The 25165-nt window shown below is 58.4% G+C and carries 19 protein-coding genes and 1 other RNA gene; 1 reads left to right on the top strand and 19 read right to left on the bottom strand.

What is annotated here, in order from left to right:
- Positions 1-138 precede the first annotated feature (138 nt).
- From secA to mraZ, 17 genes are all read right to left on the bottom strand, one after another.
- Positions 139-2886, bottom strand: coding sequence for a preprotein translocase subunit SecA (gene secA, locus LPW13_RS02910; RefSeq protein ID WP_230437952.1), 2748 nt, complete (start codon positions 2884-2886; stop codon positions 139-141).
- 189 nt (positions 2887-3075) lie between these two features.
- On the bottom strand, positions 3076-4014 hold the full coding sequence (locus LPW13_RS02905) for a M23 family metallopeptidase (protein ID WP_230437951.1): 939 nt from the start codon (positions 4012-4014) through the stop codon (positions 3076-3078).
- Positions 4015-4309: 295 nt separating this feature from the next.
- Positions 4310-5221: a UDP-3-O-acyl-N-acetylglucosamine deacetylase gene (gene lpxC, locus LPW13_RS02900; protein WP_230437950.1), complete on the bottom strand. Its 912-nt coding sequence runs from the start codon at positions 5219-5221 to the stop codon at positions 4310-4312.
- Between the two features lie 528 nt (positions 5222-5749).
- Positions 5750-6976, bottom strand: a complete 1227-nt coding sequence (gene ftsZ, locus LPW13_RS02895) for a cell division protein FtsZ (RefSeq protein WP_230437949.1) — start codon at positions 6974-6976, stop codon at positions 5750-5752.
- A 64-nt stretch (positions 6977-7040) separates the two neighbouring features.
- A complete protein-coding gene (gene ftsA, locus LPW13_RS02890; protein ID WP_230437948.1) occupies positions 7041-8276 on the bottom strand; it encodes a cell division protein FtsA in 1236 nt (411 codons plus the stop codon).
- A 91-nt stretch (positions 8277-8367) separates the two neighbouring features.
- Positions 8368-9192: a cell division protein FtsQ/DivIB gene (locus LPW13_RS02885; protein ID WP_230437947.1), complete on the bottom strand. Its 825-nt coding sequence runs from the start codon at positions 9190-9192 to the stop codon at positions 8368-8370.
- Positions 9193-9220: 28 nt separating this feature from the next.
- Positions 9221-10702, bottom strand: a complete 1482-nt coding sequence (gene murC, locus LPW13_RS02880) for a UDP-N-acetylmuramate--L-alanine ligase (protein WP_377563142.1) — start codon at positions 10700-10702, stop codon at positions 9221-9223.
- A gap of 1 nt (position 10703) precedes the next feature.
- Entirely contained in the window at positions 10704-11804 is a 1101-nt protein-coding gene (gene murG / locus LPW13_RS02875) for an undecaprenyldiphospho-muramoylpentapeptide beta-N-acetylglucosaminyltransferase (protein WP_230437945.1), read from the bottom strand.
- On the bottom strand, positions 11804-13036 hold the full coding sequence (ftsW, locus tag LPW13_RS02870; RefSeq protein WP_230437944.1) for a putative lipid II flippase FtsW: 1233 nt from the start codon (positions 13034-13036) through the stop codon (positions 11804-11806). The genes murG and ftsW overlap by 1 nt, the downstream gene beginning before the upstream one ends.
- Complete coding sequence (gene murD, locus LPW13_RS02865; protein ID WP_329957922.1) at positions 13033-14385, bottom strand: UDP-N-acetylmuramoyl-L-alanine--D-glutamate ligase; 1353 nt, start codon at positions 14383-14385, stop codon at positions 13033-13035. The genes ftsW and murD overlap by 4 nt, the downstream gene beginning before the upstream one ends.
- Before the next feature lie 109 nt (positions 14386-14494).
- Positions 14495-15580: a phospho-N-acetylmuramoyl-pentapeptide-transferase gene (gene mraY, locus LPW13_RS02860; RefSeq protein WP_230437942.1), complete on the bottom strand. Its 1086-nt coding sequence runs from the start codon at positions 15578-15580 to the stop codon at positions 14495-14497.
- A 155-nt stretch (positions 15581-15735) separates the two neighbouring features.
- A complete protein-coding gene (locus LPW13_RS02855) occupies positions 15736-17112 on the bottom strand; it encodes a UDP-N-acetylmuramoyl-tripeptide--D-alanyl-D-alanine ligase (protein WP_230437941.1) in 1377 nt (458 codons plus the stop codon).
- Entirely contained in the window at positions 17109-18626 is a 1518-nt protein-coding gene (locus tag LPW13_RS02850; RefSeq protein WP_230437940.1) for a UDP-N-acetylmuramoyl-L-alanyl-D-glutamate--2,6-diaminopimelate ligase, read from the bottom strand. The genes LPW13_RS02855 and LPW13_RS02850 overlap by 4 nt, the downstream gene beginning before the upstream one ends.
- Positions 18627-18670: 44 nt before the next feature.
- A complete protein-coding gene (locus LPW13_RS02845; RefSeq protein WP_230437939.1) occupies positions 18671-20431 on the bottom strand; it encodes a peptidoglycan D,D-transpeptidase FtsI family protein in 1761 nt (586 codons plus the stop codon).
- Positions 20432-20500: 69 nt separating this feature from the next.
- Positions 20501-20809 (bottom strand): cell division protein FtsL, encoded by a 309-nt coding sequence (ftsL, locus tag LPW13_RS02840; protein ID WP_230437938.1) that lies wholly within the window; start codon positions 20807-20809, stop codon positions 20501-20503.
- 22 nt (positions 20810-20831) lie between these two features.
- Entirely contained in the window at positions 20832-21773 is a 942-nt protein-coding gene (gene rsmH, locus LPW13_RS02835; RefSeq protein ID WP_230437937.1) for a 16S rRNA (cytosine(1402)-N(4))-methyltransferase RsmH, read from the bottom strand.
- A 110-nt stretch (positions 21774-21883) separates the two neighbouring features.
- Positions 21884-22327: a division/cell wall cluster transcriptional repressor MraZ gene (gene mraZ / locus LPW13_RS02830; RefSeq protein WP_230437936.1), complete on the bottom strand. Its 444-nt coding sequence runs from the start codon at positions 22325-22327 to the stop codon at positions 21884-21886.
- A 678-nt stretch (positions 22328-23005) separates the two neighbouring features.
- Between mraZ and LPW13_RS02825 the strand changes: the two genes are divergently transcribed.
- Positions 23006-23692, top strand: coding sequence for a phosphoadenosine phosphosulfate reductase domain-containing protein (locus tag LPW13_RS02825; RefSeq protein ID WP_230437935.1), 687 nt, complete (start codon positions 23006-23008; stop codon positions 23690-23692).
- Between the two features lie 170 nt (positions 23693-23862).
- On the opposite strand, the gene rnpB is transcribed toward LPW13_RS02825, so the two are convergent.
- Both rnpB and rsmI read right to left on the bottom strand, forming a co-directional pair.
- Positions 23863-24238, bottom strand: an RNA gene (gene rnpB, locus LPW13_RS02820) — RNase P RNA component class A.
- Between the two features lie 60 nt (positions 24239-24298).
- Positions 24299-25147, bottom strand: a complete 849-nt coding sequence (gene rsmI / locus LPW13_RS02815; RefSeq protein ID WP_230437934.1) for a 16S rRNA (cytidine(1402)-2'-O)-methyltransferase — start codon at positions 25145-25147, stop codon at positions 24299-24301.
- Between the last annotated feature and the right edge of the window lie 18 nt (positions 25148-25165).

Raw genomic sequence — 25165 nt, 5'->3', positions numbered from 1 at the left:
TAATTGAATGGCCCGGATTATATAAACGGCCCTCAGATTTTACTAACGAGGCCAAACAAAAAGGCCCGCAGCAATGGCTGCGGGCCTTTTTTTTCACATGAGGTTTACCGGGTCAGGGTGACGCCGGTCGCCCTTCTATCAGGAAGGGGTGGACGAAGTCAGCTTGCCGTGACACTGCTTGTACTTCTTGCCGGATCCACACGGGCAGGGATCGTTGCGTCCAACGCGTGGCCCTCGACGCGCGGGCGCCTGGGTGGCCGACTCGGGAGCTGGCTCCGCTTCCGGAATGGCAGAGGCTTCTGCGTGTTGCAGCTCCAGCTGTTGGCGACGCTGCATTTCCAGGCGGCGGCGCTCTTCCTCTTCCATCTGCTCGCGGGTGATCGGCTCCACATGGGCCAGTACGCGCACCACTTCGTGCTTGAGGCTCTCGAGCATGCTCTGGAACAGGTGGAAGGATTCGCGCTTGAATTCCTGCTTCGGGTTCTTGTTGGCATATGCCCGCAAGCCAATACCTGCCCGCAGGTGATCCATGCTGGACAGATGCTCTTTCCACAGCTGATCCAGCACCTGCAGCATCACCTGACGCTCGATGGTAGGCATCAGGTTCTCATCACCGGTGCTCTCGGCGATACGCGCCAGTTTGTCCTGATAGGCCTGCTGCGCTTCGGTGACGATTTTCTCCCGCAGGCTTTCTTCGTGCAGGGTACGATCTTCATCCAACCATTGACGTACCGGCAGCTGCAGCCCAAGCTCGCCCGCCAGCTGCTGCTCGAGCCCGGGAATATCCCACTGCTCTTCCACGCTCTGGGGCGGTACGTAGCTGGAAATCAGCTCATTGACCACGTCATCGCGGATTGCGGTGATGGTATCGCTGATGTTCTCCGCTTCCAGCAGTTCATTGCGCTGGGAGTAAATGACCTGGCGCTGGTCATTGGCAACATCATCGTATTCCAGCAGCTGCTTACGGATATCGAAGTTGCGCCCTTCCACGCGACGCTGGGCCTTTTCAATGGCATTGGAAACCATGCGATGCTCGATGGCTTCGCCGCGCTCCATCCCCAACATCTGCATAAAGTTCTTCACCCGATCCGAGGCAAAGATCCGCATCAGGCTGTCTTCCAGTGACAGGTAAAAACGGGTCACCCCCGGGTCGCCCTGACGGCCCGCACGGCCGCGCAGCTGGTTGTCGATACGGCGGGATTCGTGACGCTCGGTACCGATGATGTGCAGGCCGCCGGCCTCGATCACGGTATCGTGACGCTGTTTCCAATCGGCCTTGATTGCAGCAATCTCTTCTGCCGTCGCTTCGCGGCCTTCTTTTTCCTGCAGCTCCTCAACTTCCGCTTCCCAGTTACCACCGAGCACGATATCGGTACCGCGGCCCGCCATATTGGTGGCAATGGTGACCGTACCCGGACGCCCGGCCTGGGCGATGATCTGGGCTTCTTTCTCGTGGAACTTGGCGTTCAGAACCTGGTGTTCGATCTTCGCCTTCTGCAGCAGGCGGGACATCTCCTCCGAGGTCTCGATAGAAGCGGTACCCACCAGAACCGGTGCTTTCTTCTCGCGACAGTAGTTGATGTCTTCGATGATCGCTTCGAGCTTCTCATCCTTGGTGAGGTACACCAGGTCGTTGAGATCGTCCCGCTGTTTGGGCTTATTGGTGGGGATCACCACCACATCGAGGCCGTAAATCTGGCGGAATTCAAACGCCTCGGTATCCGCCGTACCGGTCATACCGGACAGCTTGGGGTAGAAACGGAACAGGTTCTGGAAGGTGGTAGAGGCCAGGGTCTGGCTCTCGCTCTGGATCTGCACATTCTCTTTGGCTTCCAGGGCCTGGTGCAGGCCCTCGGACAGGCGGCGGCCGGGCATGGTACGGCCGGTGTGCTCATCGATCAGGACCACCTGACCATTCTGTACGATATAGTCCACATCTTTGTGGAACAGCACCAGCGCGCGCAGTGCGGCATTGACGTGATGCAACAGTCCCAGGTTACCCGGGGCGTAGAGGGATTCGTTTTCGTTCAGCAGGCCGTTACGGGAAAGCAGATCCTCGATCAGCTGGTGACCTTCTTCGGTCATTTCCACCTGACGGGTCTTCTCGTCCACCGTGTAGTGGCCCTCGCCATCTTCTTCCGCACGCTGCAGCTGGGGCACCAGCTTGTTCATCGCCATATACAGGTGAGAAGAGTCTTCCGCCGCACCGGAGATAATCAGCGGGGTACGGGCCTCGTCGATCAGGATCGAATCCACCTCGTCCACAATGGCGAAGTTCTGCGGGCGCTGAACCCGGTCTTCCTTGCGCAGCACCATGTTGTCACGCAGGTAGTCGAAACCGAATTCATTGTTGGTGCCGTAAGTAATATCCGCCGCGTAGGCTGCCTTTTTTTCTTCTGGTGGCTGCTGGGAGACCACCACACCCACGGTCAGGCCGAGGAACTCATACACCGGGCGCATCCAGTTGGCGTCCCGGGAGGCGAGGTAGTCGTTAACGGTAACAATATGCACGCCCTTGCCTTCCAGCGCATTCAGGTAAGCCGGGAGCGTCGCCACCAGGGTTTTACCCTCACCGGTACGCATCTCGGCGATATGCCCTTCGTGCAGGGTCATGCCACCGATCATCTGTACGTCAAAGTGACGCATCCCCAGCGCGCGGCCACTGGCCTCGCGCACGGCGGAAAAAGCCTCGGGCAGTATCTGATTCAGGGTCTCGCCTTTTTCCAGGCGCTGCCGGAATTCATCCGTTTTGGCTTTCAGTGCGGCGTCGTCCAGCGCCTTGTATTCCTCTTCCAGCGCGGCAATCTTTGCCACTGCCTTGCGCATACGCTTGAGTTCGCGGTCATTTTTTGAACCGAAGACCGTCTTTATCAGTTTGCCAATCATTATTCAGAAACCACATTGAAGCATTAGAGCTGAGAATGTCTCACAGGACCGGGCATTACTCATGGTTGCGACACGGCGCTGCGAAAGGATGCAAGTAAACAGGAAGGCGCCAACCACCGCAACCATCTCCACTTTAAGGGCAGGGTTGCGGGCGCCTGTTACAGCTACTGCAAGGATAGAGGATAGTTGCTATCTGCCGGTTCGGCGGATGTAGGTAGCGGGATCAACCGGGCGGTTGTTTTTATAGACTTCGAAGTGCACATGGGGCCCCGTGGAGCGGCCGCTGGAGCCCATCAGTGCGATGACCTGGCCCTTCTTGACGATATCCCCGGGCTTGACCTTCAGCTCACTGTTGTGGCCGTAGCGGGTGGTGTAGCCATTGCCGTGGTTGATTTCCACCAGCTGGCCGTAACCGTAGCGGTCTTCTGCCCAGGTAACGACACCGGCGGCCACGGAAACCACATCTGATCCATTCTTACCGGCAAAGTCCACCCCCTTGTGCCAGGAGCGGCGCCCGGAAAAAGGATCGGTCCGATAGCCGTAGCGTGAAGACATCCAGCCCTTGGTGATCGGGCGGCCGGCGATGAACTGCTCATCCTGCAGTTTGCGACGGGCCATCAGCGATTCGAGGGTGGAGAGCTGCATCTGGCGGTCTTCGATCTGGTCCGCCAGATCTCCGATCACATCGAGGAATTCGGGGGGCTGGTACGGCAGGTCAGAAACACCACTGATACCGGGGTCTTCAGGGCCGCCCACTGCGGGATTGACTCCGAACTGGAACTCGCCTTCGTCGAGTTTGGCGATACTGGTAAGGCGCTCTCCGAGCGCATCCAGGCGGGTCAGGCGCGCCTGCATTTCCGCCAGTTTCACGGTAAGCGCTGTCAGCTGCTCACGGGCGTCGCGCTCGGCGTCGCCAATCTGCTCCTGCTGTTTGCGCAGGGCCTTGTTCCACGCCTTTACCGCGCGGCCATCCAGCACATCGGACTCCGCAACCGGCAGAGCCGTCGCCAGCCAAAAGGCGCCCACGGGCAGCCCCAACAGGCAGAGACCAAGCAGGGCTTTGCTCAGTCCACCAAAGTTGAAACTGCGGGAGGTTCCCCCGCGCTCATTGACAAGGATTACTTTCATATCAGGCGTACGAATATGCGACAAAATTTGTTGTATTTATCTGCACCGATCAAACGGTGCGGGACTGCCGCATCCTGCTATGCCCCCGCCAACCCTGCTCCCTGGCTGGCACTGCCACTGTAACACCCAGTGGCGACAAAGAATCTTTACTACTACTCAGTTTCCGGTCAGCTTCTGTTCGCTCAGCTTCTATTGGCTCTCAACGCCGCTCAGGCAGCGGGAATCCTGTTTGCGATACCTTGAATGTAAAAAGCCGGCTACTCAGGTGCCGGCTTTCTGTACTGACGCGCTTCGCTTACACCGCCAAAATCGGTTTGACGTAAGAGATCGGTGCTTCCTGTTCGTCCTCGAAGGTCACCATTTCCCAGGCGTCTTCCTGCGCCATCAGAGTACGCAGTGACTTGTTATTCAGGGCGTGGCCAGATTTATAGGCCTTGAACTCACCGATCACGCTGGTACCCAGCAGGTACAGGTCACCAATGGCATCGAGTATCTTGTGCTTTACAAACTCATCTTCGTAACGCAGCCCGCCTTCATTCAGAATGCGGTACTGGTCGATCACAATCGCGTTGTCTACGCTCCCCCCCTGCACCAGGCCCTTGGAGCGCAGGTATTCGATTTCATGCATGAAACCGAAGGTGCGCGCACGGCTCACTTCCTTGACGAAAGAGGTGCTGGAGAAATCCACCGCGGAACTCAGGTTGCGCCCCTGGAAGACCGGGTGGTCAAAATCGATGGTGAAAGACACCTTGAATCCATTGAACGGCAGGAAGCTGGCTACTTTATCACCCTCTTCCACTGTCACCGGCTTCTTGATCCGCAGGAATTTCTTGGGCGCGGACTGCTCCTGAATACCGGCGGACTGGATCAGGAACACAAAGGGACCGGCACTGCCGTCCATGATCGGCACTTCCTGGGCAGAAAGCTCGATAATCGCATTATCGATACCCAGCCCCGCCATCGCGGAAAGCAGGTGCTCGACGGTCGCCACACGTACATCGCCCTTCACCAGCGTGGTGGACAACAGCGTATCGCCAACATTCTCAGCACGCGCTTCAATCTCAACAACCGGATCCAGATCGATCCGTCGGAAAACGATACCGCTGTTTACCGGCGCCGGCTTGAGGGTCAGAACGACCTTCTTGCCGGTGTGCAGACCGACACCCGTAGCACGGATAGCATTTTTGAGAGTGCGCTGTTTGATCATCTATGTTCAGGTTCCCATTCAATCGTTGGGTCGCAGTACCACGTACCACGGAATTACGCCCGCAGGGTTGTACCGCGTACAATCCGCGGCGAGCCGGCAATAGTAACAAAATTTAAATGCCAATACCATATGAATCCCATCGGTCATATGGGCATTCTGGCCCGTCATCTTGTTCAGCATAGCCCAGCATAACGACTAATGCGCCAAACCAGCGCACAAGTCAGAGTAAATTGTACTCTGGCTGTGGTGGGTCTGCGGTTAATAAGTGTTAACCAACGACCGGAGAACTCTGTGGTCACCAGCTTCTCAGTCACCGATGGCGGTCAACCACATTTGCGCACAGGGGCACTTTCGTCCCCCGCCCACGAAGAACCGGAATACCCGTTTCTTCGCCTGTCTTTCCTGAATTGCTTCCCTGCATCGTTACCTCACTCCCTGACCTTCCGCCTGTTCCCAGAGCGGGCAGAGGCCCGACCAACCGGCCGGGCGGGGACATGAGCAGATTCTCTGCCCCACTCCGGGGCGAGATCAGTCCGCCTGCCGGCGGAGGAACGCGGGAATATCCAGGTATTCCATATCCTGATCCGCCGGATTGACGGACGGCATGGCACGCTTCGGACGCTCGCTATCCACCCGGTTACGCACCTCCTGGGCTTCGCGATGGGACTCACGATGCGCATCGCGGGTCACTTCCGGAGCCGCCGGACGGCTGGCGGTTTCGCGGGCTTCCTGACGGCGGGTATTGTCGACCACCTTGGTCGGGCGTGCGACCTGGGAGTTGGCATCGCCGAGACCGGCAGCTACCACGGTTACCCGCATCTCATCGCCGAGTTTGTCGTCTACCGCGGTACCGATCACCACGGTGGCATCGTCGGAAGCAATCTCCTGTACGATGGCACCCACTTCAGAGTACTCGCCCAGAGTCAGCTCCTGACAGCCGCCCTCTTCACTGCCGGTGATGATATTCACCAGAATACCGCGGGCACCCTGCAGGTTGACGTTGTCCAGCAGCGGGCTGCGCACCGCCTTTTCCGCCGCTTCACGGGCGCGATTTTCACCCACGGCAGCACCGGAGCCCATCATCGCCATCCCCATCTCTGACATGACGGTGCGTACGTCGGCAAAGTCCACGTTCATGATGCCCGGGCGGATCATCAGGTCGGCAATACCCTGCACCGCACCCAACAGCACGTTGTCCGCTTCTTTGTATGCGGACTTCATGGTGATCTTGTTGCCGAGTACTTCCAGCAGACGGTCGTTGGGAATGGTGATCAGGGAATCCACTTTGTCGCGCAGTTCGAGGATGCCATCCTCTGCAACGACGGCGCGCTTGCGTCCCTCGATCATGAACGGACGGGTCACTACCGCGACCGTAAGGATGCCCAGATCCTTGGCGATTTCCGCCACAATCGGTGCACCACCGGTGCCTGTACCGCCGCCCATACCCGCGGTGATGAAGACCATGTCCGCACCGTCGAGTACTTCGGCGATACGATCGCGATCTTCCAGTGCAGACTGACGTCCCACATCCGGGTTGGCGCCGGCACCCAGACCGCGGGTAATGGTATTACCCAGCTGGATGATGGTGTGCGCTTCTACATCTTTGAGCGCCTGCGCATCCGTGTTGGCACAGATGAAATCCACACCGTTAATTTCGCTGGCAATCATGTGCTTGACGGCGTTACCACCACCGCCGCCGACACCGACTACTTTAATGACAGGTTTATCCTGTACGCTATCTACGAGTTCGAACATTGCTGTTCCCCTTTTTTGCTCATGTCCAACTTTTAAATTCTCAATACTGCTCGTATCTCACGGTTCACAGGTTGCCCCGGAACCAATGCTTCACCTTGTCCCACCAGGCGTTTTCCGATTGCACTGCGGCATTCTGGCTACCGCGGTTTTCCTCTGAGCGCAGGGCATACATCAACAGCCCTACACCCGTGGAATAAATGGGGTTGCTGACGATATCGGTCAACCCGTGCACCCCTTGTGGAATGGCGAGTCGCACCGGCATATGGAAAATTTCTTCCGCCAGCTCTACCGCGCCTTCCATTTTTGAGGAGCCGCCGGTAAGCACGATGCCCGCCGCACACAGATCCTCGAAACCACTGCGACGCAATTCTGCCTGCACCAGGGTAAACAGCTCGTCGTAGCGCGGCTCAACCACTTCCGCCAATGCCTGACGGGAAAGGTCCCGCGGCGCGCGATCACCGACACTCGGCACCTTGATGGTCTCGCCTTCGCGGGCGAGTTTTGCCAGTGCGCAGGCGTATTTGATTTTCAGGTCTTCTGCATGTGGCGTCGGCGTGCGCAGTGCCATAGCAATATCATTGGTCACCTGATCGCCGGCGATCGGGATTACCCCGGTGTGGCGAATGGAACCACCGGTGAACACCGCAATGTCCGTGGTTCCGCCACCGATATCCACCATGCAGACGCCCAGCTCTTTCTCATCATCGGTGAGCACTGCATAGCTCGAGGCCAGCTGCTCCAGAATGATATCTTCCACTTCAAGTCCGCAGCGACGAATGCACTTTTCAATATTCTGTGCCGCATTCACCGCACCACTGACCAGGTGAACCTTCGCTTCCAGGCGCACCCCGGACATCCCCAACGGCTCTTTGACACCTTCCTGGCTGTCAATCAGATATTCCTGCGGCAACGTGTGCAGAATCTTCTGATCCGCTGGAATTGCCACGGCGCGGGCAGCGTCGATGACCCGGTCCAGATCCTGCTGGGTCACTTCACGATCCTTGATCGCGACAATGCCATGAGAATTCAGGCTGCGGATATGGCTGCCGGCGATGCCCGCATACACTGAATGGATTTCACAACCGGCCATCAGCTCGGCCTCTTCCACCGCGCGCTGAATCGACTGCACCGTGGATTCAATATTCACCACCACACCACGCTTCATCCCCGTGGAACGGTGAGAGCCGATACCGACAATATTCAGGTCGCCATCCCCGGACATTTCACCAACGATGGCAACCACCTTGGAGGTACCGATATCGAGGCCCACAACCATGCGGGGATCTGTTGACTGACTCATCTGTTTTCAACCTCGTTGAGCGTTCACTCCGACCCTCATCTGGCATGTAGGATCAGGGGAGCCGCCCAGCTTTTTTTAATACTGCTTTTGTTTACTTTTTAGTGGCCTTGCTATCTTTCCATTGCACCGCAACTGCATTGTTATAGCGGGTATCCACCCCCGCCACTTTTTGCAGATGCGGCGCCAGTACACCGCGAGTCAGACTGAGGAAGCGATCCACCCGTTCAAGTAGTTCGTCGTGCCCCAGCTGCAATCGGATTCCGCTGACCAGCTCCAACTGCCAACCTGCCAGGTCATCAAATGACAGGCGCCTCACTTCCATATCCTTCGTGGTCAGCAGGCCGGCAAGCGCCTGATACTGCGCCATAATCCGTTCTACCAGCTGCGCATCGCCCGCCAGCTCCGGCAGACGTACTGACTGCATTTGCGGTGGTCGCGGCAACAACTCACCGGTGGCAATCAGCAACTGATCCTCTCCCCAGATCGCGAGCGGCTGCTCCTCCTCGACCTCAACCAGAATACCGTTGGGCCAACGCCTGCTGACGGAAGCCTGCTCAATCCATGGATGACGCAGCAATGCCGCGCGCACCGCATCAATATCGAGGGAGAAAAACCCGCGGCTCAAAAATGGCAGCAGGATGTCTTCCACTTCTTTTTGTGTGACCGCGCGGAAAGCTCCCTTAACCCGGACATTTTCCAGTGCATCCACCCGGCTCAACGCTTCAACTGTCGGCGCCTGTTGCCACAACCAGCGGGCGCCGTAACCGAGCCCCACGGCTACCAGCCCCAACAGGCTGCAAAGTAACACCAGGCGGAATACGCCGGCAGATTGCCGCTCCGGGGAAGGCAGTGCCCGCGCGCCACGTACCGTTTTCTTACGGCTGCGCTTTATATCTGCCTTTTTATCCCGAGCCACCGCGACTTAATCCTTTGTCGTCCGCTAGTTATTTGTTCCGGGCAGATCGATCGCCCAATCGCCATTCAGCCAGCTGCTGCGCGAGACCGCCGACATTACCGGCACCCTGCGTCAACACGATATCGCCGGGTTCTAACAGGTCCGCCAATAGCGGAGGAACCTGCTCGACCTTTTCTACGAATACCGGATCCACCTGACCGCGATTGCGCAGACTGCGCGCGAGTGTGCGGCCATCGGCGCCGGGAATCGGCGCCTCACCGGCGCTATATACATCCAACAGGATCAGTTTGTCGACCTGTGAAAGCACCTGAACGAAATCTTCAAACAAATCCCGCGTGCGCGTATAGCGATGCGGCTGATATACCATCACCAGCCGTCGATCCGGCCAGCCGGCGCGCACGGTTTTGATGGTCGCGTCCACTTCGCGTGGATGATGGCCGTAATCGTCCACCAGCATTACCGGCTCTGCACTCTTGTCGTCGCTTACCGGGTAATCCCCATAAATCTGGAAGCGACGCCCCACGCCCTGGAACCCCTTCAACCCTTCGCGAATAGCTTCATCGCTGACAGCCTCTTCCGTGGCCACAGCAATCGCCGCGGTGGCATTCAGCACGTTGTGGATACCCGGCACGTTGACGCAGACATCCAGCGCGCTGCCGTCGGGACGATGCACGGTAAAGAAACTCCGCAATGGCTCCTGCTTTACGTTATCGATGCGGAAGTCATTGCCCGCGTCAAAACCGTAAGTGGTGACCGGACGCGCGAATTTCGGAATCACTTCCTGCACATTGGCATCATCACCGCACACCACGGCCAGCCCGTAAAACGGCAGGTTGTGAACAAAGTCGATAAAGATCTGTTTGACCTTCTCGAAATCACCGCCATAAGTCTCCATATGATCGGCATCGATATTGGTCACTACCGTGACCATCGGCTGCAGGTGCAGGAAAGATGCATCGCTCTCGTCCGCTTCCGCAATCAGGTAACGGCTCTCTCCGAGCGCAGCGTTGGCTCCGGCACTGTTGACAAGGCCGCCGATCACAAAGGTCGGGTCTTTCTTGTCCGCAGCAAAAATCGACGCAATCAAGCTGGTTGTCGTGGTTTTGCCGTGGGTACCAGCGACGGCAATGCCATAGCGATAACGCATCAACTCACCGAGCATTTCCGCACGACGCACAATGGGAATACGGTTATCGCGGGCGGCAATCAGCTCCGGGTTATCACCGTATATGGCCGAAGAGTTCACGACCACATCCACATCGCTGACATTTTCAGCCCTGTGTCCGATCTGAACTTTCACCCCCAATCCACGCAGGCGCCCGGTGACTTTACTCTCGCGCAGGTCGGAACCGGATACCTCGTATCCCTGGTTTTGCAGCACCTCTGCAATACCGCTCATCCCGGCACCGCCCACACCAATGAAATGGATGCGTCGGATACGTCGCATGGCCGGCACGTGGTAGCGGTTTTCCGTAGTCACCGCTGTACTCTTTGAATCCTGCAGAGACATATCAACACCCCATCTCTTCCCGACACACCGCCAGTACCTGGTCGGTGGCATCGGGTTTGGCTACCTGGCGGGCCGCTTCGGCCATCGCCAACAATTTTTTCGGATCGGCAAACAGTTCGCGAAGGATCTGCGCCAGCAATTCTGGCTTGAGATCATCCTGCTGAATCACCTGCGCCGCCCCGGCTTCAGCCAACCACTCGCCATTTTTGGTCTGGTGATCATCGATGGCGAAGGGAAAGGGCACCATGATTGCACCCAGCCCCGCCGCCGCGATCTCCGATACGGTCAGCGCCCCGGAACGGCAGATAACCAGGTCTGCATTTTCATAGGCAGTAGCCATATCGGCGATGAACGGCACAACTTCAGCTTTTACACCCGCGCGCTCGTAGGCTTTCTGTGCCAGCTCCAGGTGGCGCTGTCCCGCCTGATGCACGATTTGCGGGCGAACCGCTTGTTCCAATCTGGCGATTGCCTGTGGCACCAGCTCGTTAATCGCCACCGCGCCCAGGCTGCCGCCCAGCACCAACAACCGCATCGGTTGCTGCTTGCCCACACGCGCCGATGGTGACGGCAACTGTGCGATTTCAGGGCGCACTGGATTACCCACCTGACGGGCGCCAGGCAAGCCACTGGGAAATGCTTCCAGTACCCGGCTCGCGATCCGCGCCAGCAGCCGGTTTGTCGTCCCCGCTACGGCATTTTGCTCGTGAATGATGAGCGGAATACCGCTCATCCGTGCGGCAACACCACCGGGACCGGTAGCAAAACCACCAAAACCCAGTACCGCATCTGGACCTACCGCCTTCACCACTTTGCGCGCTTGCAGGATAGCCCTGCTGATCTGCAGCGGCGCCTTTAACAGCGCTCCACGGCCGCGCCCACGTACGCCCTCGACGGTAATACAGTGCAGGGGAATATCCGCCGCGGGAATCAGCTGTGATTCAATACCGCGCGCAGTCCCCAGCCACTCAACCTCTGCGCCCTGTTCTCGAAGCGCATTGGCCACCGCCAGCGCCGGGAATACGTGACCGCCGGTACCGCCGGCCATCACCAGAAATTTCTTGCCAACAAATGGCTGCCTGGAAGCTGCACTACCACTCATTACGCCGCCTCCTCTGTGTTTCTGTCGCCGAGTTGCAACGGATTGAAAATCGGCAGTTGGCTGATCCGATCGGTAATCGCCAACGCTCCCTGATGTCGGCCACACAATTCACTCTGCACCCGCCAGGCCACTGCAAACAGGGCACAGCAGATAATCAGGCTGCTGCCACCGGAGCTGACAAAAGGCAACGTCAGGCCCTTGGTCGGCAGCAGGCCGGAGGCGACCCCCATGTTTACAAACGCCTGTCCGGCGATCAGTACCGCGATGCCGAAAGTCAGCAACGCGGCAAAAAAAGCCTTTTGCGCGAGCGCCATACTCACCAGCCGCAGCAACGACCAGGTCAATACCGCATAGAGGCCAATCACCAGCAAACCGCCGAACAACCCCCACTCTTCTGCGAGGATCGCGAAAACAAAATCCGTATGGGCTTCCGGCAGGTAAAACAGTTTCTGCACACTGTTACCAAGCCCCACTCCAAACCACTCGCCGCGCCCAAACGCAATAAGGGATTGCGTCAACTGATAGCCACCGCCGAACTGTTCTCCCCAAGGGTCGAGAAACGTGGTCAATCGCTGTAAGCGATAGGGACTGATCAGTGCCATCAAGACCAATCCACAAGCGGCAAGCCCAACCAGCAAAAACGTGTGCGGCAGGCGGGCACCGGCGAGGAATACCATCGCCAGCGCGGTACCGGAAATCACAACGACGGAACCGAAATCCGGCTCCAGCAACAGTAACGCTGCGACGAAACCCAGCACCGTGATCGGCACCATAAAACTGCTCCAGTGACGGAGCTTCTCGTGGCGCCGGGTCAAAAAGCTGGCGAAGAAAATCAGGCAACAGAATTTGGCAACTTCCGCCGGCTGTACCGTAATCGGCCCGAGGGCTATCCAGCGCATACTGCCGTTCACACTGCGGCCGACTCCGGGCACCAGTACCAACACCAACAAGCCACAGGCAAATGCCAACAACGGCCACGACAATCGGGACCAGATACCCAGCGGTATCCGGCTGACAATCAGTGCCACCACGCCGCCCACGAGCAGAAACATCACGTGCCGCTTGAGGAAATACCACGGATCACCGTAGGTATCTGCCGCAAATGCGATGGAGGCCGACGCGACCATGACCACGCCGATACTGGCCAGCGCCAGAACGCAGAAAGGCAGCACCCAGTTGAAGCGCTCGCGCTGCTCTGTATTGGCCGCCTGATTCAGGTCTACCGGGCTCATGATTGCCCTCCCGAATCTGCAATCGCCGCCTGCACTGCGCGGCGGAAGTCTTCGCCGCGCGCCTCAAAATTCCGGTACATGTCAAAACTCGCACAAGCCGGAGACAGGAGCACAAAATCTCCCGGCTGCGCCATACTCCGCGCTTTCGCAACCGCAGCATCCATATCTTCTGCGGTGTGCTGCTCGGTTTTTCCCTGCAGGACCGCGGCGATCCTGTCGCCATCCACGCCGATGGTCACCAGGCCCCGCAAGGTATGCGCGGCGTCTGCCAGAGGGGAGAAATCCGCGCCTTTGCCATCGCCACCGGCTATCAGCACGATTTTGCGATCCCCTTCCGCGAGGCCGTCCAGTGCAGCGCGGGTAGCGCCGACATTGGTACCCTTGGAATCGTTCACAAACGTCACACCGCCGGCATCGGCAACGCGCTCGCAGCGATGCGTGAGGCCGGTAAAGCTTCGCAACGTATCCAGCATTGCCGACATCGGCAGGCCAACCGCACTTCCCAGTGCAAGCGCGGCAAGTGCATTGGCCACGTTGTGGCTACCCACCATGGCCATGTCCGCCGCTGGTATCAGTTTTTCTGTTCCTCGCGCCAGCCAGGCAACACCATCGACCAGCGTCACCCCGAACTGATTCAGGTCCGGCCGGTCGAGACCGAAACTCCACTCCTGGCAATCCTGTGCCAGCGGGCCACGGGTCAAGGGATCCGCACGGTTGATCACCAGCTGCTGCGCATTGCGATAAATACGCTGTTTGGCCTGGTGGTAGGCACCGAGGGTCGGGTAGCGATCCATATGATCGGCACTGATATTCAGAATCGTGGCCACGTCAGGCGCCAGCGAATATGTGGTTTCCAACTGGAAGCTGGAAAGTTCCAGTACGAACAATTCCGGCAACTCGCGCTCAGCCAGCAGATCCAGCACCGGCACACCGATATTACCGCCGACCTTGACGGCAACTCCGGCGTGCTCGGCCATCTGTCCCAACAGGGTAGTGACCGTGCTCTTGCCGTTGGACCCGGTAATCGCAATCACTTTCGGCGGCCGCGCGCACTTGGCCAGCTCGCGGGCGAACAGTTCGATATCCCCCACCACCGGAATATCAGCGGCCACGGCTTCGGCGATCGCGGGCTCGGCCAGGGCAATGCCCGGACTGACGATAATTTCACTCGCCGCCAGCAAGGTGCCGCGGTTCAGGGCGCCACACTCCACCGGTACATCCGGATATGCCGCACGAAACTGGTCCAGTGCCGGCGGTTGCGCCCGGCTGTCGACCACCACCGGCGCAGAACCCTGGCGCAGCAGAAAGCGCACTACCGATTGCCCGGTAGCGCCCAGTCCGATAACCACTTTTCTGTCCGATGTCGCGATGAGTGTCATAGTCGCTGTGATCGACCTTTGTTTATCTTCGTTACGGTTGTTGCCGTCAGTTCTTGCTGTTTATGGGTTTTCAGCCCCGCTAACGGAGCTTGAGGGTCGCCAGACCCGCCAGTACCAGGATCACGGTAATAATCCAGAAGCGCACGATTACCCGGGGCTCCGGCCAGCCCTTCAATTCAAAATGATGGTGCAGTGGCGCCATGCGGAAAATCCGCTTGCCGGTCAGCTTGAAAGAAGCCACCTGCAGGATCACCGAGACGGTTTCCATCACGAAAACCCCACCCATGATGAACAATACGATTTCATGCCGGGTAATCACCGCAATGATGCCCAGTGCCGCACCCAGGGCCAGTGCACCCACATCGCCCATGAACACTTGCGCGGGATAGGTGTTGAACCATAAAAAGCCCAGCCCGGCACCACCCAGTGCAGCGCAGAAAACTGCGAGCTCGCCCGCACCGGAGATAGAGGGAATATGCAGATAAGTGGCAAATTCCACGTGGCCGACCAGGTAAGCAATAACACCCAGGGCCCCGCCCACCATGACCGAGGGCATGATTGCGAGACCGTCGAGACCATCGGTCAGGTTCACCGCATTACTGGACCCGACCACCACGAAATAGGTCAGCAGGATGAACGCCACCGGGCCAAGATCCAGGGCAATATCCTTGAAAAACGGCACAAACAACTGGGTTTCTGCCGGCGATGTCGCACTCATATAGAGATAAATCGCAGCGCCGAGACCGCCGACGGATTGCCAGAAATATTTCCAGCGTGCGATCAATCCGCGGGAGTTTTTCTCCACTACCTTTTTGTAATCATCGACAAAGCCCACGGTACCGAATACGAAAGTTACCAGCAGGGTCACCCAGACATAGCGGTTACTGAGATCCGACCACAACAGCGCGGCGGAAAAAATTGCCGCCAGAATCAGCGTTCCGCCCATGGTAGGCGTACCGGATTTACTCAGGTGCGTCTGCGGCCCATCGTCGCGAACGGCCTGCCCTACCTGCAGCCGATTGAGCCAGGTAATCATGCGCGGCCCCACCAGCAGGGAAATGCCGAGTGCCGTCAACGCACTGAGAATCGCGCGCATCGTCAGGTAGTCAAAGACCGCAAAGCCTTTCACGTACTGTTGTAAAAAATCCGCCAGCCAAAGCAGCATTCTTGAGCCCTTTTATTGATTCCCGGGCATCTCTAAAAATCGTAGCGAGCGGGTGGCTGGTGATGGCCGCCGGAGCACAGGAAGCGGAGTGTATTTGGCATACATGAGCATTCCGACCGGGCTGGCGCACCAGCACCGCCGCGCACGCAGTAGATTTATAGAGGTGCCCTCCCGTTGGTCAGTGCTTGCACAACCAGTTCCATTCGCGCACTGCGGGAACCTTTCACCAGCACAGTGGTGTTTCCATCCAGCTCCGGCGCCAGCGCTTTGATCAGCGATTCGCGCTCGGAAAAATTCCTTAAAATATGTGGCCGGCCTGCGGCAAAAGCCGTACCGGCAGCAGCACTCAAGGTGCCGAGTGTAAACAGCTGATCGAGACCGCGTTCGCGCGCCAGTGCACCCATCTCGCGATGCGCCTTGTCGGCCTCCGGCCCCAGTTCTGCCATATCTCCCAGTACCAGGATTTTTTTACCCGCGCGCTGAGCCAGCAATTCGATGGCCGCGCTGACAGAACCCGGGTTAGCGTTGTAACTGTCGTCGATCACGGTAGCGCCGCTACTGGCAGTAAAAGACTGCATACGCCCGCCCACACCGCTCAGCACGGACAACCCTTCGGCAATCTCCTTGACCGGAATATCCGCCGCATAGGCGCAACCCGCGGCAACCAGCGCGTTGTGCACATTGTGCTCGCCCAGAACCTGCAGCTGTACCCGATGGCTGACGCCTTCGATCACCAGATCGAAGGCCGCACGTCCCTGGCCGTCCAGCTCGATATTGTCGGGATGCACCGCACATTGATGACCAAAGCCAACCTCCAGATTGCGTACACCTTCCGGCATTCCACCGCGCCAGTAATCCGCATAGTTGTCGTCGGCATTGATCACGGCAACGCCTCCGGGGGCGAGGCTGGTATAAATCTGGCCTTTGGCAGTGGCGATGCCATCCACCGAACCAAAGCCTTCCACATGCGCCGGCATCACATTGTTTACCGCAGTAATCTCCGGCTTCGCGATGCTGCACAAGTAACCGATTTCATTCGGGCCACTGGCCCCCATCTCCACAACCAGAACCTCATGCTCCGGCTGCAGTGAAAGTAATGTCGTAGGCACACCGAAATGATTGTTCAGGTTGCCCTGAGTGACGCACACCTGATGGCGCTGCCCAAAAATGGCGGCGAGCATTTCTTTGACCGTGGTTTTGCCGCAAGAGCCGGTGATACCAATCACCGGCCCATTAAATTGCTCACGACACAGGCGACCGATATGGCCAAACGCCACATTGGTATCGGCCACCACCCACTGCGGCATCCGCGACCCTGACAGCGCGCGCTCCGTCACTACGCCAAGTACTTTGCCGTCGACATCGCCAAGAAACTCATGCGCGTCGAAGTTTTCCCCTTTCAACGCCACAAACAGCGCTCCGGCATCAAGCTTGCGTGTATCTGTACACACCGCATCAAATGTCACGGAGCCATTAACCAGCTCACCGCCAAAACGCTGCTGTAGTTCTTGCAGGGAAAGTGCGCCAATCATTTACTGGCACCCTCCACATCAGCCTGGCGTGCACGCGTCTGCAGCGCTGCTGCGGCCTGCTCGCGGTCGCAGAAGTGCGACTTCTGCTCTCCAATGATCTGATAGTCTTCGTGCCCTTTACCGGCAATCAAAACCGTATCGCCCGCGGCGGCGTTTTCGATCGCAAAGCGAATGGCTTCGGCGCGATCAATCTTCACTTCACACTTGCCGCCATCAATTCCGTCAACGATGTCGTCAACAATTTGCTGAGGGTCTTCCGTGCGCGGGTTATCGCTGGTCACCACCGCGCAGTCAGACAGTTCTGCGGCTATACGCCCCATCGGTGCACGCTTTCCGCTATCCCTATCGCCGCCACAGCCAAAAACGCACCAGAGTTTGCCGCGGCAATACGGCCGTGCGGCTTCCAGTGCTGCGCGCAGTGCATCCGGTGTATGGGCATAATCCACCAGTACGGACACATCATCGGCAACGGCTTCAGTCGCTGAAACCCGCTCCATGCGACCCGGCACCGGCTGTATATTCGGGAATGCGGCGAGAATATCCTCCAACGGCATACCGGCAGCAGCCACTGCAGCGACTACGGCCAGCGCATTGTGGATATTGAAATCGCCGATCAGAGGCGCGCGCAGCTCGCCTTCCCCCCACGGTGTAAGGAGGTGTGCGGTGAAGCCGGTGTCGAGACGCTTCAGGTTTCGCACCTGCAGATCGCCATTCTGCAGTCCATAGGTGATCAGTTTCAGGCCGCGCAATTTGCAGCGTTCCACCATCTGTGCACCAAATGGGTCATCGATATTGATCACGCCGCGCTTCAGCTTTGGCAGCCCGAACAGCTTTTCTTTGGCGGCGCCGTAGGCCGCCATATTGCCGTGATAATCGAGATGATCCCGGGTCAGGTTGGTGAAGACCGCGGTATCAAAAACCAGGCCGTGTACCCGCCCCTGAGACAGCGAATGGGAAGATACTTCCATGGCGGCAGCCCGCGCGCCGCGCGCGGAAAATTCCGCGTAATCGGCCTGCAGGCGTACCGGGTCCGGCGTGGTCAGCCCGGTGTCCACCAGTCCGATCTCGCCGTCCTGCCACACACCGTTACCGATGGTGCCCATCACTGCGGCACTGCCAAAATGCTGCGCGAGCAGCTGGGAGGCCAGATACGCACAGGTGGACTTGCCATTGGTGCCGGTGACTCCGACCAGATACATGGACTCGGTCGGATGCCCGTAAAAGCGCGCAGCGATCTCACCCACACGGGCGGCCAGCCCGGGAACGGTAATGACTTCCACCCCGTCTCGGGCTGCAGTGCTGAGGGTTTCGCCATCCGCGAGTACAACCGCAGCCCCGGCACTGATCGCCGCGTCAATATATTCGCGACCATCCACCTGAGTGCCGCGCAGGGCCATGAAAACATCGCCCGACTTTACCTGGCGACTATCCAGGGCCACACCGCTCACCGGTGTCTGTGGAATACCGGCATAACCCGGAACCAGTTCTGCCAGTGCCATGGTGCGCGGCGCCACTTGGGAACCTGTATCTCGATGTTGATTTGTATCTTTGCGCAGAGTCACGATGTGGTACCTCTCTCGTCCAACTGCGTTGCCAGCTGCTGATCAGCGGGCGTTACTTCTTCCGGCGGCACCTGCAACAGGCGCATGGCGCCCGCCATTACCTTGCCGAACACGGGCGCGGCCACTTCACCGCCGTAATATTTGGCGTGGGTAGGGTCGTCAATCACCACGACGGCCGCAAGACGCGGATTCTCTGCGGGAATAAAACCGGCAAAAACCGAGCGGTAGCGATTGTCTGCATAGCCTTCGCTTCCGACTTTGTGCACGGTGCCGGTCTTTCCGGCGACCCGGTAGCCATCCACCGCGGCCCGCTTACCGGTACCCTGGGGACCGATGACGGTTTCCAGCATCGCCACCACATTCTGCGCCAAGGGCGCTTGAACCACCCGCTCGGCGTGGGCACTTGTTTTTCCTTCCGTCTTAATCAGCGAAACCGGGCGTTTGAGCCCGGCATTTGCCACCACACTGTAGGCCTGAGCCAGTTGCACTGCGTTCACTGTTAAACCGTAGCCAAAGGCAAAGTTAGCCAGTTCAATGGGGTGCCATCGGGCCCTGGTGGGCAGAACCCCCGGCGCTTCGCCGGGAAATCCACTGCCAACCGCCTCTCCGAGCCCAAGGCGATAGAAAAGTTCACGCAGTGACTCGGGCTCCAGGTCCAGGGCAACCTTGGTAATGCCGACCTGACTGGACTTGGTAATGACACCGGTCAGATCAATCACACCTCTATTGACCGGATCCAACAGTGTTTTACCCGGCAGGCGGATATACCCCGGATTGGTGTCAATCGGGGTATCCGGCTGGTAGCGCCCGGTTTCCAGCGCCGCCAGCGCTGTCAGGGGCTTGATGGTGGAACCGGGCTCAAACTGATCAATCAGCGCGCGGTTGCGCATTGCGGCCGCGGTCACACCCTGGCGATTGTTAGGGTTGAACGACGGCTGATTGGCCATCGCCAGCACATCGCCACTGCGGGTATCGAGAATGACCATAAATCCGGACGCCGCACCATTGTCGGTTACGGCTTTTTTCAGCTCCCGGTAGGCCAGATACTGCAGGCGCATATCGATCGTCAGGCGCAGGTCCCGCCCGGGACGCGCTTCCTGCTTGACAGCGAGGTCCTGCACCCGGCGCCCTTTCAGGTCTTTCATGACCTGGCGCTTGCCCGGCTCACCACTCAACGACTGGTCATAGGCCAGCTCGAGTCCCTCCTGACCGCGATCGTCGATATTAGTAAAGCCCAGCAATTGCGCCACGACTTCGCCCGCGGGATAAAAACGGCGGTATTCCTTTTTACTGAACACCCCTGGCAAATCCAACGTCAGCACCTGATGCGCCTCTTCCGGCGACATATGCCGATGCAGGTACATAAATTCTTTGTTGCGATATTTTTCCAGGCGGCGGGCCAGTTCGGCGGGCCTGGTATCCAGTGCCCCGGCCAGCCGGCGCAGCTCTTGCTCGCTCGCTTCCCGCAGCAGCCTGGGGTTCGCCCACAGGGTTTGCACTGGTGTACTGACCGCCAGCAGCTCGCCATTGCGATCCAGAATGGCGCCGCGGTAGGCGGCGATTTCTTCGGTGCGAATGGTGCGGGCGCGCCCCTGATCCTGCAGGAAACGGTAGCCGTGATCCTGCGCTGGCAACACCTGCAACCCGGCGATATGGACGATCAGTGATACAGCGAGCGCGCACAGCAGCCCCGCCACCAGCGCGAAGCGCCAGCGGGCGATACCCGGCTGAGTCTGTTGCTTTTTCACTGCACCCATTTGTCACACCATCCCAAACGTTTTATCTCTGCTTTCTCACTGTCTTTCGTTTTTTGATGCTGCTTGGCGCTACCTGCGCGCCGGCACCAGAACTCGCTCATCCTGAGTCGGTGCATGCATTTTCAGTTCTTTCTGTGCCACCTCTTCAATGCGGGAGTAGGCCGACCAGGCACCGCGCTCCAACAACAACCGCTCCTGCTCATAGCGCAGTTCGTCCCGGTGGCGCTGCGCCTGCTCCAATTTGGCTGTCAGTTCGCGGCTCTCCTGGGTGGTATACACGACACCCAGCGCTGAAATCATCAGCAACAGCCACACCGAGCCCAACAGCCATTTACTACCTGGTGTGTCACGTTGTTTTCCACCTTGCGCGCCAGCCAAGCCTGTTCTCCTGCCTTCTGGCTTACTCGCCCAGCTTTTCCGCAATCCGCATCACCGCACTGCGGGAGCGGGTGTTATCGTCCACTTCACTGGCCTCGGCCCTTACGGGTTTGCCTACGGAGCGCAACGTCTTTTGAATCTGGCTCTCCATCACCGGCAACCCACGGGGCAACTGAGGGCCGCGCTCCTGTTCGCGGATAAACCGTTTCACGATCCGGTCTTCCAGTGAGTGGAAGCTGATAATCACCAGCCGGCCACCGGGCTTCAGCAATGCGAGTGATTTCTTCAACGCCAGCTGCAGGTCTTCCAGCTCGCCGTTGACATGAATCCGGATAGCCTGAAATACCCGGGTAGCCGGGTGCTTGCCTTTCTCCCAGGCCGGATTGGCGGCCTTGACGACTTCGGCCAGGTCCAGCGTGCGCGAGAAGGGCTTGTCCTGGCGTCGCCGCGCGATGGCCCCTGCCATTCGGCGCGCAAAACGCTCCTCACCATATTCCTTGAACACCCGTGCCATCTCGGCTTCGGATTCGCTATTCACCCAGTCCGCGGCGCTGATGCCGCGACTGGTGTCCATACGCATATCCAGGGGGCCATCCTGCCTGAAACTGAAACCGCGCTCCGCCTGATCCAGCTGCGGGGACGAAACGCCGAGATCCAGCAGAATGCCTGTAGCCACTGCTTCCGACTGCCCAGCCACTTCCTCCGCCGCGCGATCCATATCGGCGAACGAGCCGTGCCATATTGCAAAGCGCGACTCGTTAGCGAAGCGCTCCCGGGCGTAATCGATCGCCTGTGGATCCTTATCCACAGCCACCAGTTTCCCCCGGTCACTCAGGCGCTCGACAATCAGACGACTATGCCCACCGCGCCCGAAGGTGCCATCGATATAAAAACCGTCGGGATCCACCACCAGGGCATCGACGGCTTCGCTTAACAACACACTGCGATGCAGATCCTGAGACACCCGGTTTCTCCTGGGGTAAATTCAATGGGTCAATGGCAACACACCATTGGTCGAAACATCGGTGCGAAACACTGGTAAGAAACATCGACGCGAAATACCGATACGAAACATCAAAGGGACAGGGAAGCCATCTCTTCCGGCATCTCGCCATCGCCTTCGCTGTCATCCAGCCATTCCATCCAGCGGTCTTCACTCCAGAGCTCAAGCTTCTTGCCCTGCCCTACCAGCATCAGTTTCTTTTCCAGGCCCGCGTATTCACGCAGGGTGGGCGGAATCAGCACACGACCGTTGCCATCCACCTGCAGCTCACAGGCGTAACCGATCAACAGGCGCTGGGCGCGTCGGGCGACCTTGTTGAAACTCGACAGCGCCTCGATCTTGGGCAGGATTTCCTGCCACTGGGCCTCCGGGTATACCAGCAAACAGCGCTCTTCGGTGTGCGCGGTCACTACCAGCCGGCCACCACAATCTTCCAACAGCGAGTCCCTGACCCGTGCCGGAATGGCCAGACGCCCCTTGGCGTCCATATTGATTGCGTGACTTCCCAGATACACGGTGCTTTCTCAGTGCTCCCCGACTCAGGGTATCCCTGAAGCCTGTTGCCAAACCGCCTGCATTTATCCCGTCGAGGGCTGAAAAGTATTCAGTGACACCTCAGCGCTCGAAAACGGTGAAAATTTGCGCGTTTTTCAGCGAAGGGACGTGATCAACCACTCACAACCACAATAAATCCACTTCAACCCACAAATCTCCACTTTTCACCACTCTGAACACTATAAATCTGAGCCGCATAAAGTCAAGAAATTCCCGGCCGGGAAGAGGCACAGATCCCAGTAATTTCGCGGCCTGCAGGCGAAGTGTTCACATTTCAACCAGAAAAAATGGAAAATAATTGCACAACAGGGCAAGTACTTACTCACATCAACTGAGAAGTTACTTTAACTTTCACTGAGAGCGCACTGATAACCAAGGAGTCACGGAAAAGTAAGCGGGCACTAACGGGCAGGCTTCACCGAAGAACAAAAATAACGTCAGACAGCGCAGAATAGCAGGCGCTGGACCAGCCGCCCGCAGACTTATCCAAGAAGATAAAGGAGTGAGTCGAGCGCCAGACGTACACGCTGCCGAGCAGCTTAGAACATCGCGACATATAAAAATCAGCTTTTATTATTTTTCACCCGATCAAACTCACTGTAGCTTTACCGTATTCAATTATTGAGCGGGATCTACCCATGGGCTTATCGGCAGGACTGGGCAAACAGGCATTTTCAGCGACCGGGGAGCGGACTTTTTATCAGGGCGCCGATCTGGCCCCTCTCAACCAGCGCTTCAAGGATGCCCGTCCCAGTGAAATCATGCAGTTCACTGTGAGCGAAGCGGTCAACCCGGTGGTATTCACCAACTTCCGCCCTCTGGCGGTGGCTTTTCTGCACCTGATCACCAATGCCAAGCCGGATATCCCGGTAATCTGGGTCGACCACGGGTACAACACCCCGGAGACTTACCGCCATATTGAGCGCGTGATCAAGCTGCTCGACCTGAATCTTTACACCTTCTCTCCCAAGATGTCGGCAGCGCACTACAACGCCGTCTACGGCGGCATTCCAGAGCTGGACACGCCGGAGCACGACTTTTTCTCGCGCACGGTAAAACTGGAGCCGTTCAATCGCGCAATGCAGGAGTTGAAGCCGGATGTGTGGCTGAATGGTATTCGTCACGACCAGAATGCACACCGCAAGGGCCTAGACATTTTTACCCCGGGTAACCACGGCACCATCCGCGTCGCACCCATGTTCCACCTCAAAGAGATCGACGTGGAAGAGTATGTGTACGAGCACGACCTGCCAGACAACGACGTCTACTTTGACCCCACCAAAGGGGAAGAACACCGCGAGTGCGGCCTGCTGCTGCAAAAATAAACCGCAGCAAGGCTCCAGACAGCAAAGAATTGGATAACCGGAAGATACACGGACGTACTGCCAGGGAAGGCAATTAAAACCCGGCTGGCGGCCCATGCGGAAAGTTGAACCACAGTTCCCATGGACCACTAACCAGTGGCGCAAGCGTCGCACTGGCCAGACGTTGGAATTAGGCGAGTCAGCCGATAAGCCGGGTTCTGTCGCGGACAATCATTCATCTGGGATGCGTGTCGCCACACACCTCAAGCGACCTACCCGCCCCCAGTGCGGGTCACACCTGCTAGCTTTCGCTAAAGGGGGCCTATTTGGTCTTGCTCCGAACGGGGTTTACCGTGCCGCGAACTGTTGCCAGTCGCGCGGTGCGCTCTTACCGCACCCTTTCACCCTTACCTGTGCCCCGAAAGGCCATCGGCGGTCTACTCTCTGCTGCACTTTCCGTAGGCTCGCGCCCCCCAGGCGTTACCTGGCGTTCCACCCTATGGAGCCCGGACTTTCCTCCACACCACCACCCGAAAGCAGTGACACAGCGATTGCCTGGCTGACTCGGCGCGAAGATTAATCAGCCCCCTCTGTGAATGCAAGAAGAAAAAGGGAGCAGCCTCTTCGCTACCCTTCCTTCTCTGTCAGTGACCAGTTATACAACACCTTCTTGTTAACCCCGGTAATCTCCGCCGCCAGCGCCGCCGCGCGTTTCGGTGGCAGCTCCGCCATCAGGATCTGCATCACGCGACGGGATTCCTCATCCAGCTCTGAGTCCTTGCCGGTTTCTGCGCCCCGCACCAGGAGTACGATCTCTCCCCGCTGCTGATTACGGTCGGCGCGCACCCAGTCAACCAGCGCCGCCAGCGGCATCAGGCGGATGGTCTCAAAGGCCTTGCTCAGCTCTCGCGCAATAACGGCCTCCCGCTCGCTACCGAAAACACCGCGCATGGCCTCCAGCGTATCCACCACCCGGTGCGGGGCCTCATAGAAGATCATGGTGCGCTCTTCCGCTGCGAGCTTGGCCAACGCCTTCTCTCTTGCCTGCGACTTGGCGGGCAGGAACCCCTCAAAACTGAACCGATCACTGGGCAGACCCGCCGCGCTCAGTGCGGCCACGAAGGCACAGGCACCCGGTATCGGCACCACCTGGAATCCCCGCTCGCGCGCCTCCCGCACCAGTCGGTATCCGGGGTCAGAGATCAGCGGCGTACCGGCATCGGAGATCAGAGCCACCGTCTGCCCGGCTTCCAGCTTCTCCAGAAGCCTTGCGGTACGCTGGTCATCCGAGTGGTCATGGTAGGCCACCAGCGGCGTGTCGATATCGAAATGGGAGAAAAGTCGCTGACTGTGACGGGTGTCTTCCGCGGCCACCAGATCAGCGCACTGTAGAATTTCCACCGCTCGCGGTACCATATCCGCCAGATTCCCGATGGGCGTCGCGACGACATAAAGCACCGCTTTATCCAGCCCCATAGTTCACTCCAGAATAAG

Origin of the sequence: Microbulbifer celer (assembly GCF_020991125.1) — a bacterium.
Taxonomy (GTDB): Bacteria; Pseudomonadota; Gammaproteobacteria; order Pseudomonadales; family Cellvibrionaceae; genus Microbulbifer; species Microbulbifer celer.
The sequence above is the reverse complement of the archived record's forward strand: the minus strand, read 5'-3'. Positions and strand labels throughout refer to the sequence as shown.

Excerpts from the sequence above, each read along its gene's own strand:
- ftsA (WP_230437948.1), bottom strand. The coding sequence starts at position 8,276 with ATGAGTCAGTCAACAGATCCCCGCATGGTTGTGGGCCTCGATATCGGT.
- lpxC (WP_230437950.1), bottom strand. The coding sequence starts at position 5,221 with ATGATCAAACAGCGCACTCTCAAAAATGCTATCCGTGCTACGGGTGTC.
- LPW13_RS02855 (WP_230437941.1), bottom strand. The coding sequence starts at position 17,112 with ATGATTGGCGCACTTTCCCTGCAAGAACTACAGCAGCGTTTTGGCGGT.
- murG (WP_230437945.1), bottom strand. The coding sequence starts at position 11,804 with ATGAGTGGTAGTGCAGCTTCCAGGCAGCCATTTGTTGGCAAGAAATTT.
- LPW13_RS02905 (WP_230437951.1), bottom strand. The coding sequence starts at position 4,014 with ATGAAAGTAATCCTTGTCAATGAGCGCGGGGGAACCTCCCGCAGTTTC.
- LPW13_RS02845 (WP_230437939.1), bottom strand. The coding sequence starts at position 20,431 with ATGGGTGCAGTGAAAAAGCAACAGACTCAGCCGGGTATCGCCCGCTGG.
- LPW13_RS02825 (WP_230437935.1), top strand. The coding sequence starts at position 23,006 with ATGGGCTTATCGGCAGGACTGGGCAAACAGGCATTTTCAGCGACCGGG.
- secA (WP_230437952.1), bottom strand. The coding sequence starts at position 2,886 with ATGATTGGCAAACTGATAAAGACGGTCTTCGGTTCAAAAAATGACCGC.
- ftsW (WP_230437944.1), bottom strand. The coding sequence starts at position 13,036 with ATGAGCCCGGTAGACCTGAATCAGGCGGCCAATACAGAGCAGCGCGAG.
- rsmI (WP_230437934.1), bottom strand. The coding sequence starts at position 25,147 with ATGGGGCTGGATAAAGCGGTGCTTTATGTCGTCGCGACGCCCATCGGG.
- murC (WP_377563142.1), bottom strand. The coding sequence starts at position 10,702 with ATGTCTCTGCAGGATTCAAAGAGTACAGCGGTGACTACGGAAAACCGC.
- mraY (WP_230437942.1), bottom strand. The coding sequence starts at position 15,580 with ATGCTGCTTTGGCTGGCGGATTTTTTACAACAGTACGTGAAAGGCTTT.
- ftsZ (WP_230437949.1), bottom strand. The coding sequence starts at position 6,976 with ATGTTCGAACTCGTAGATAGCGTACAGGATAAACCTGTCATTAAAGTA.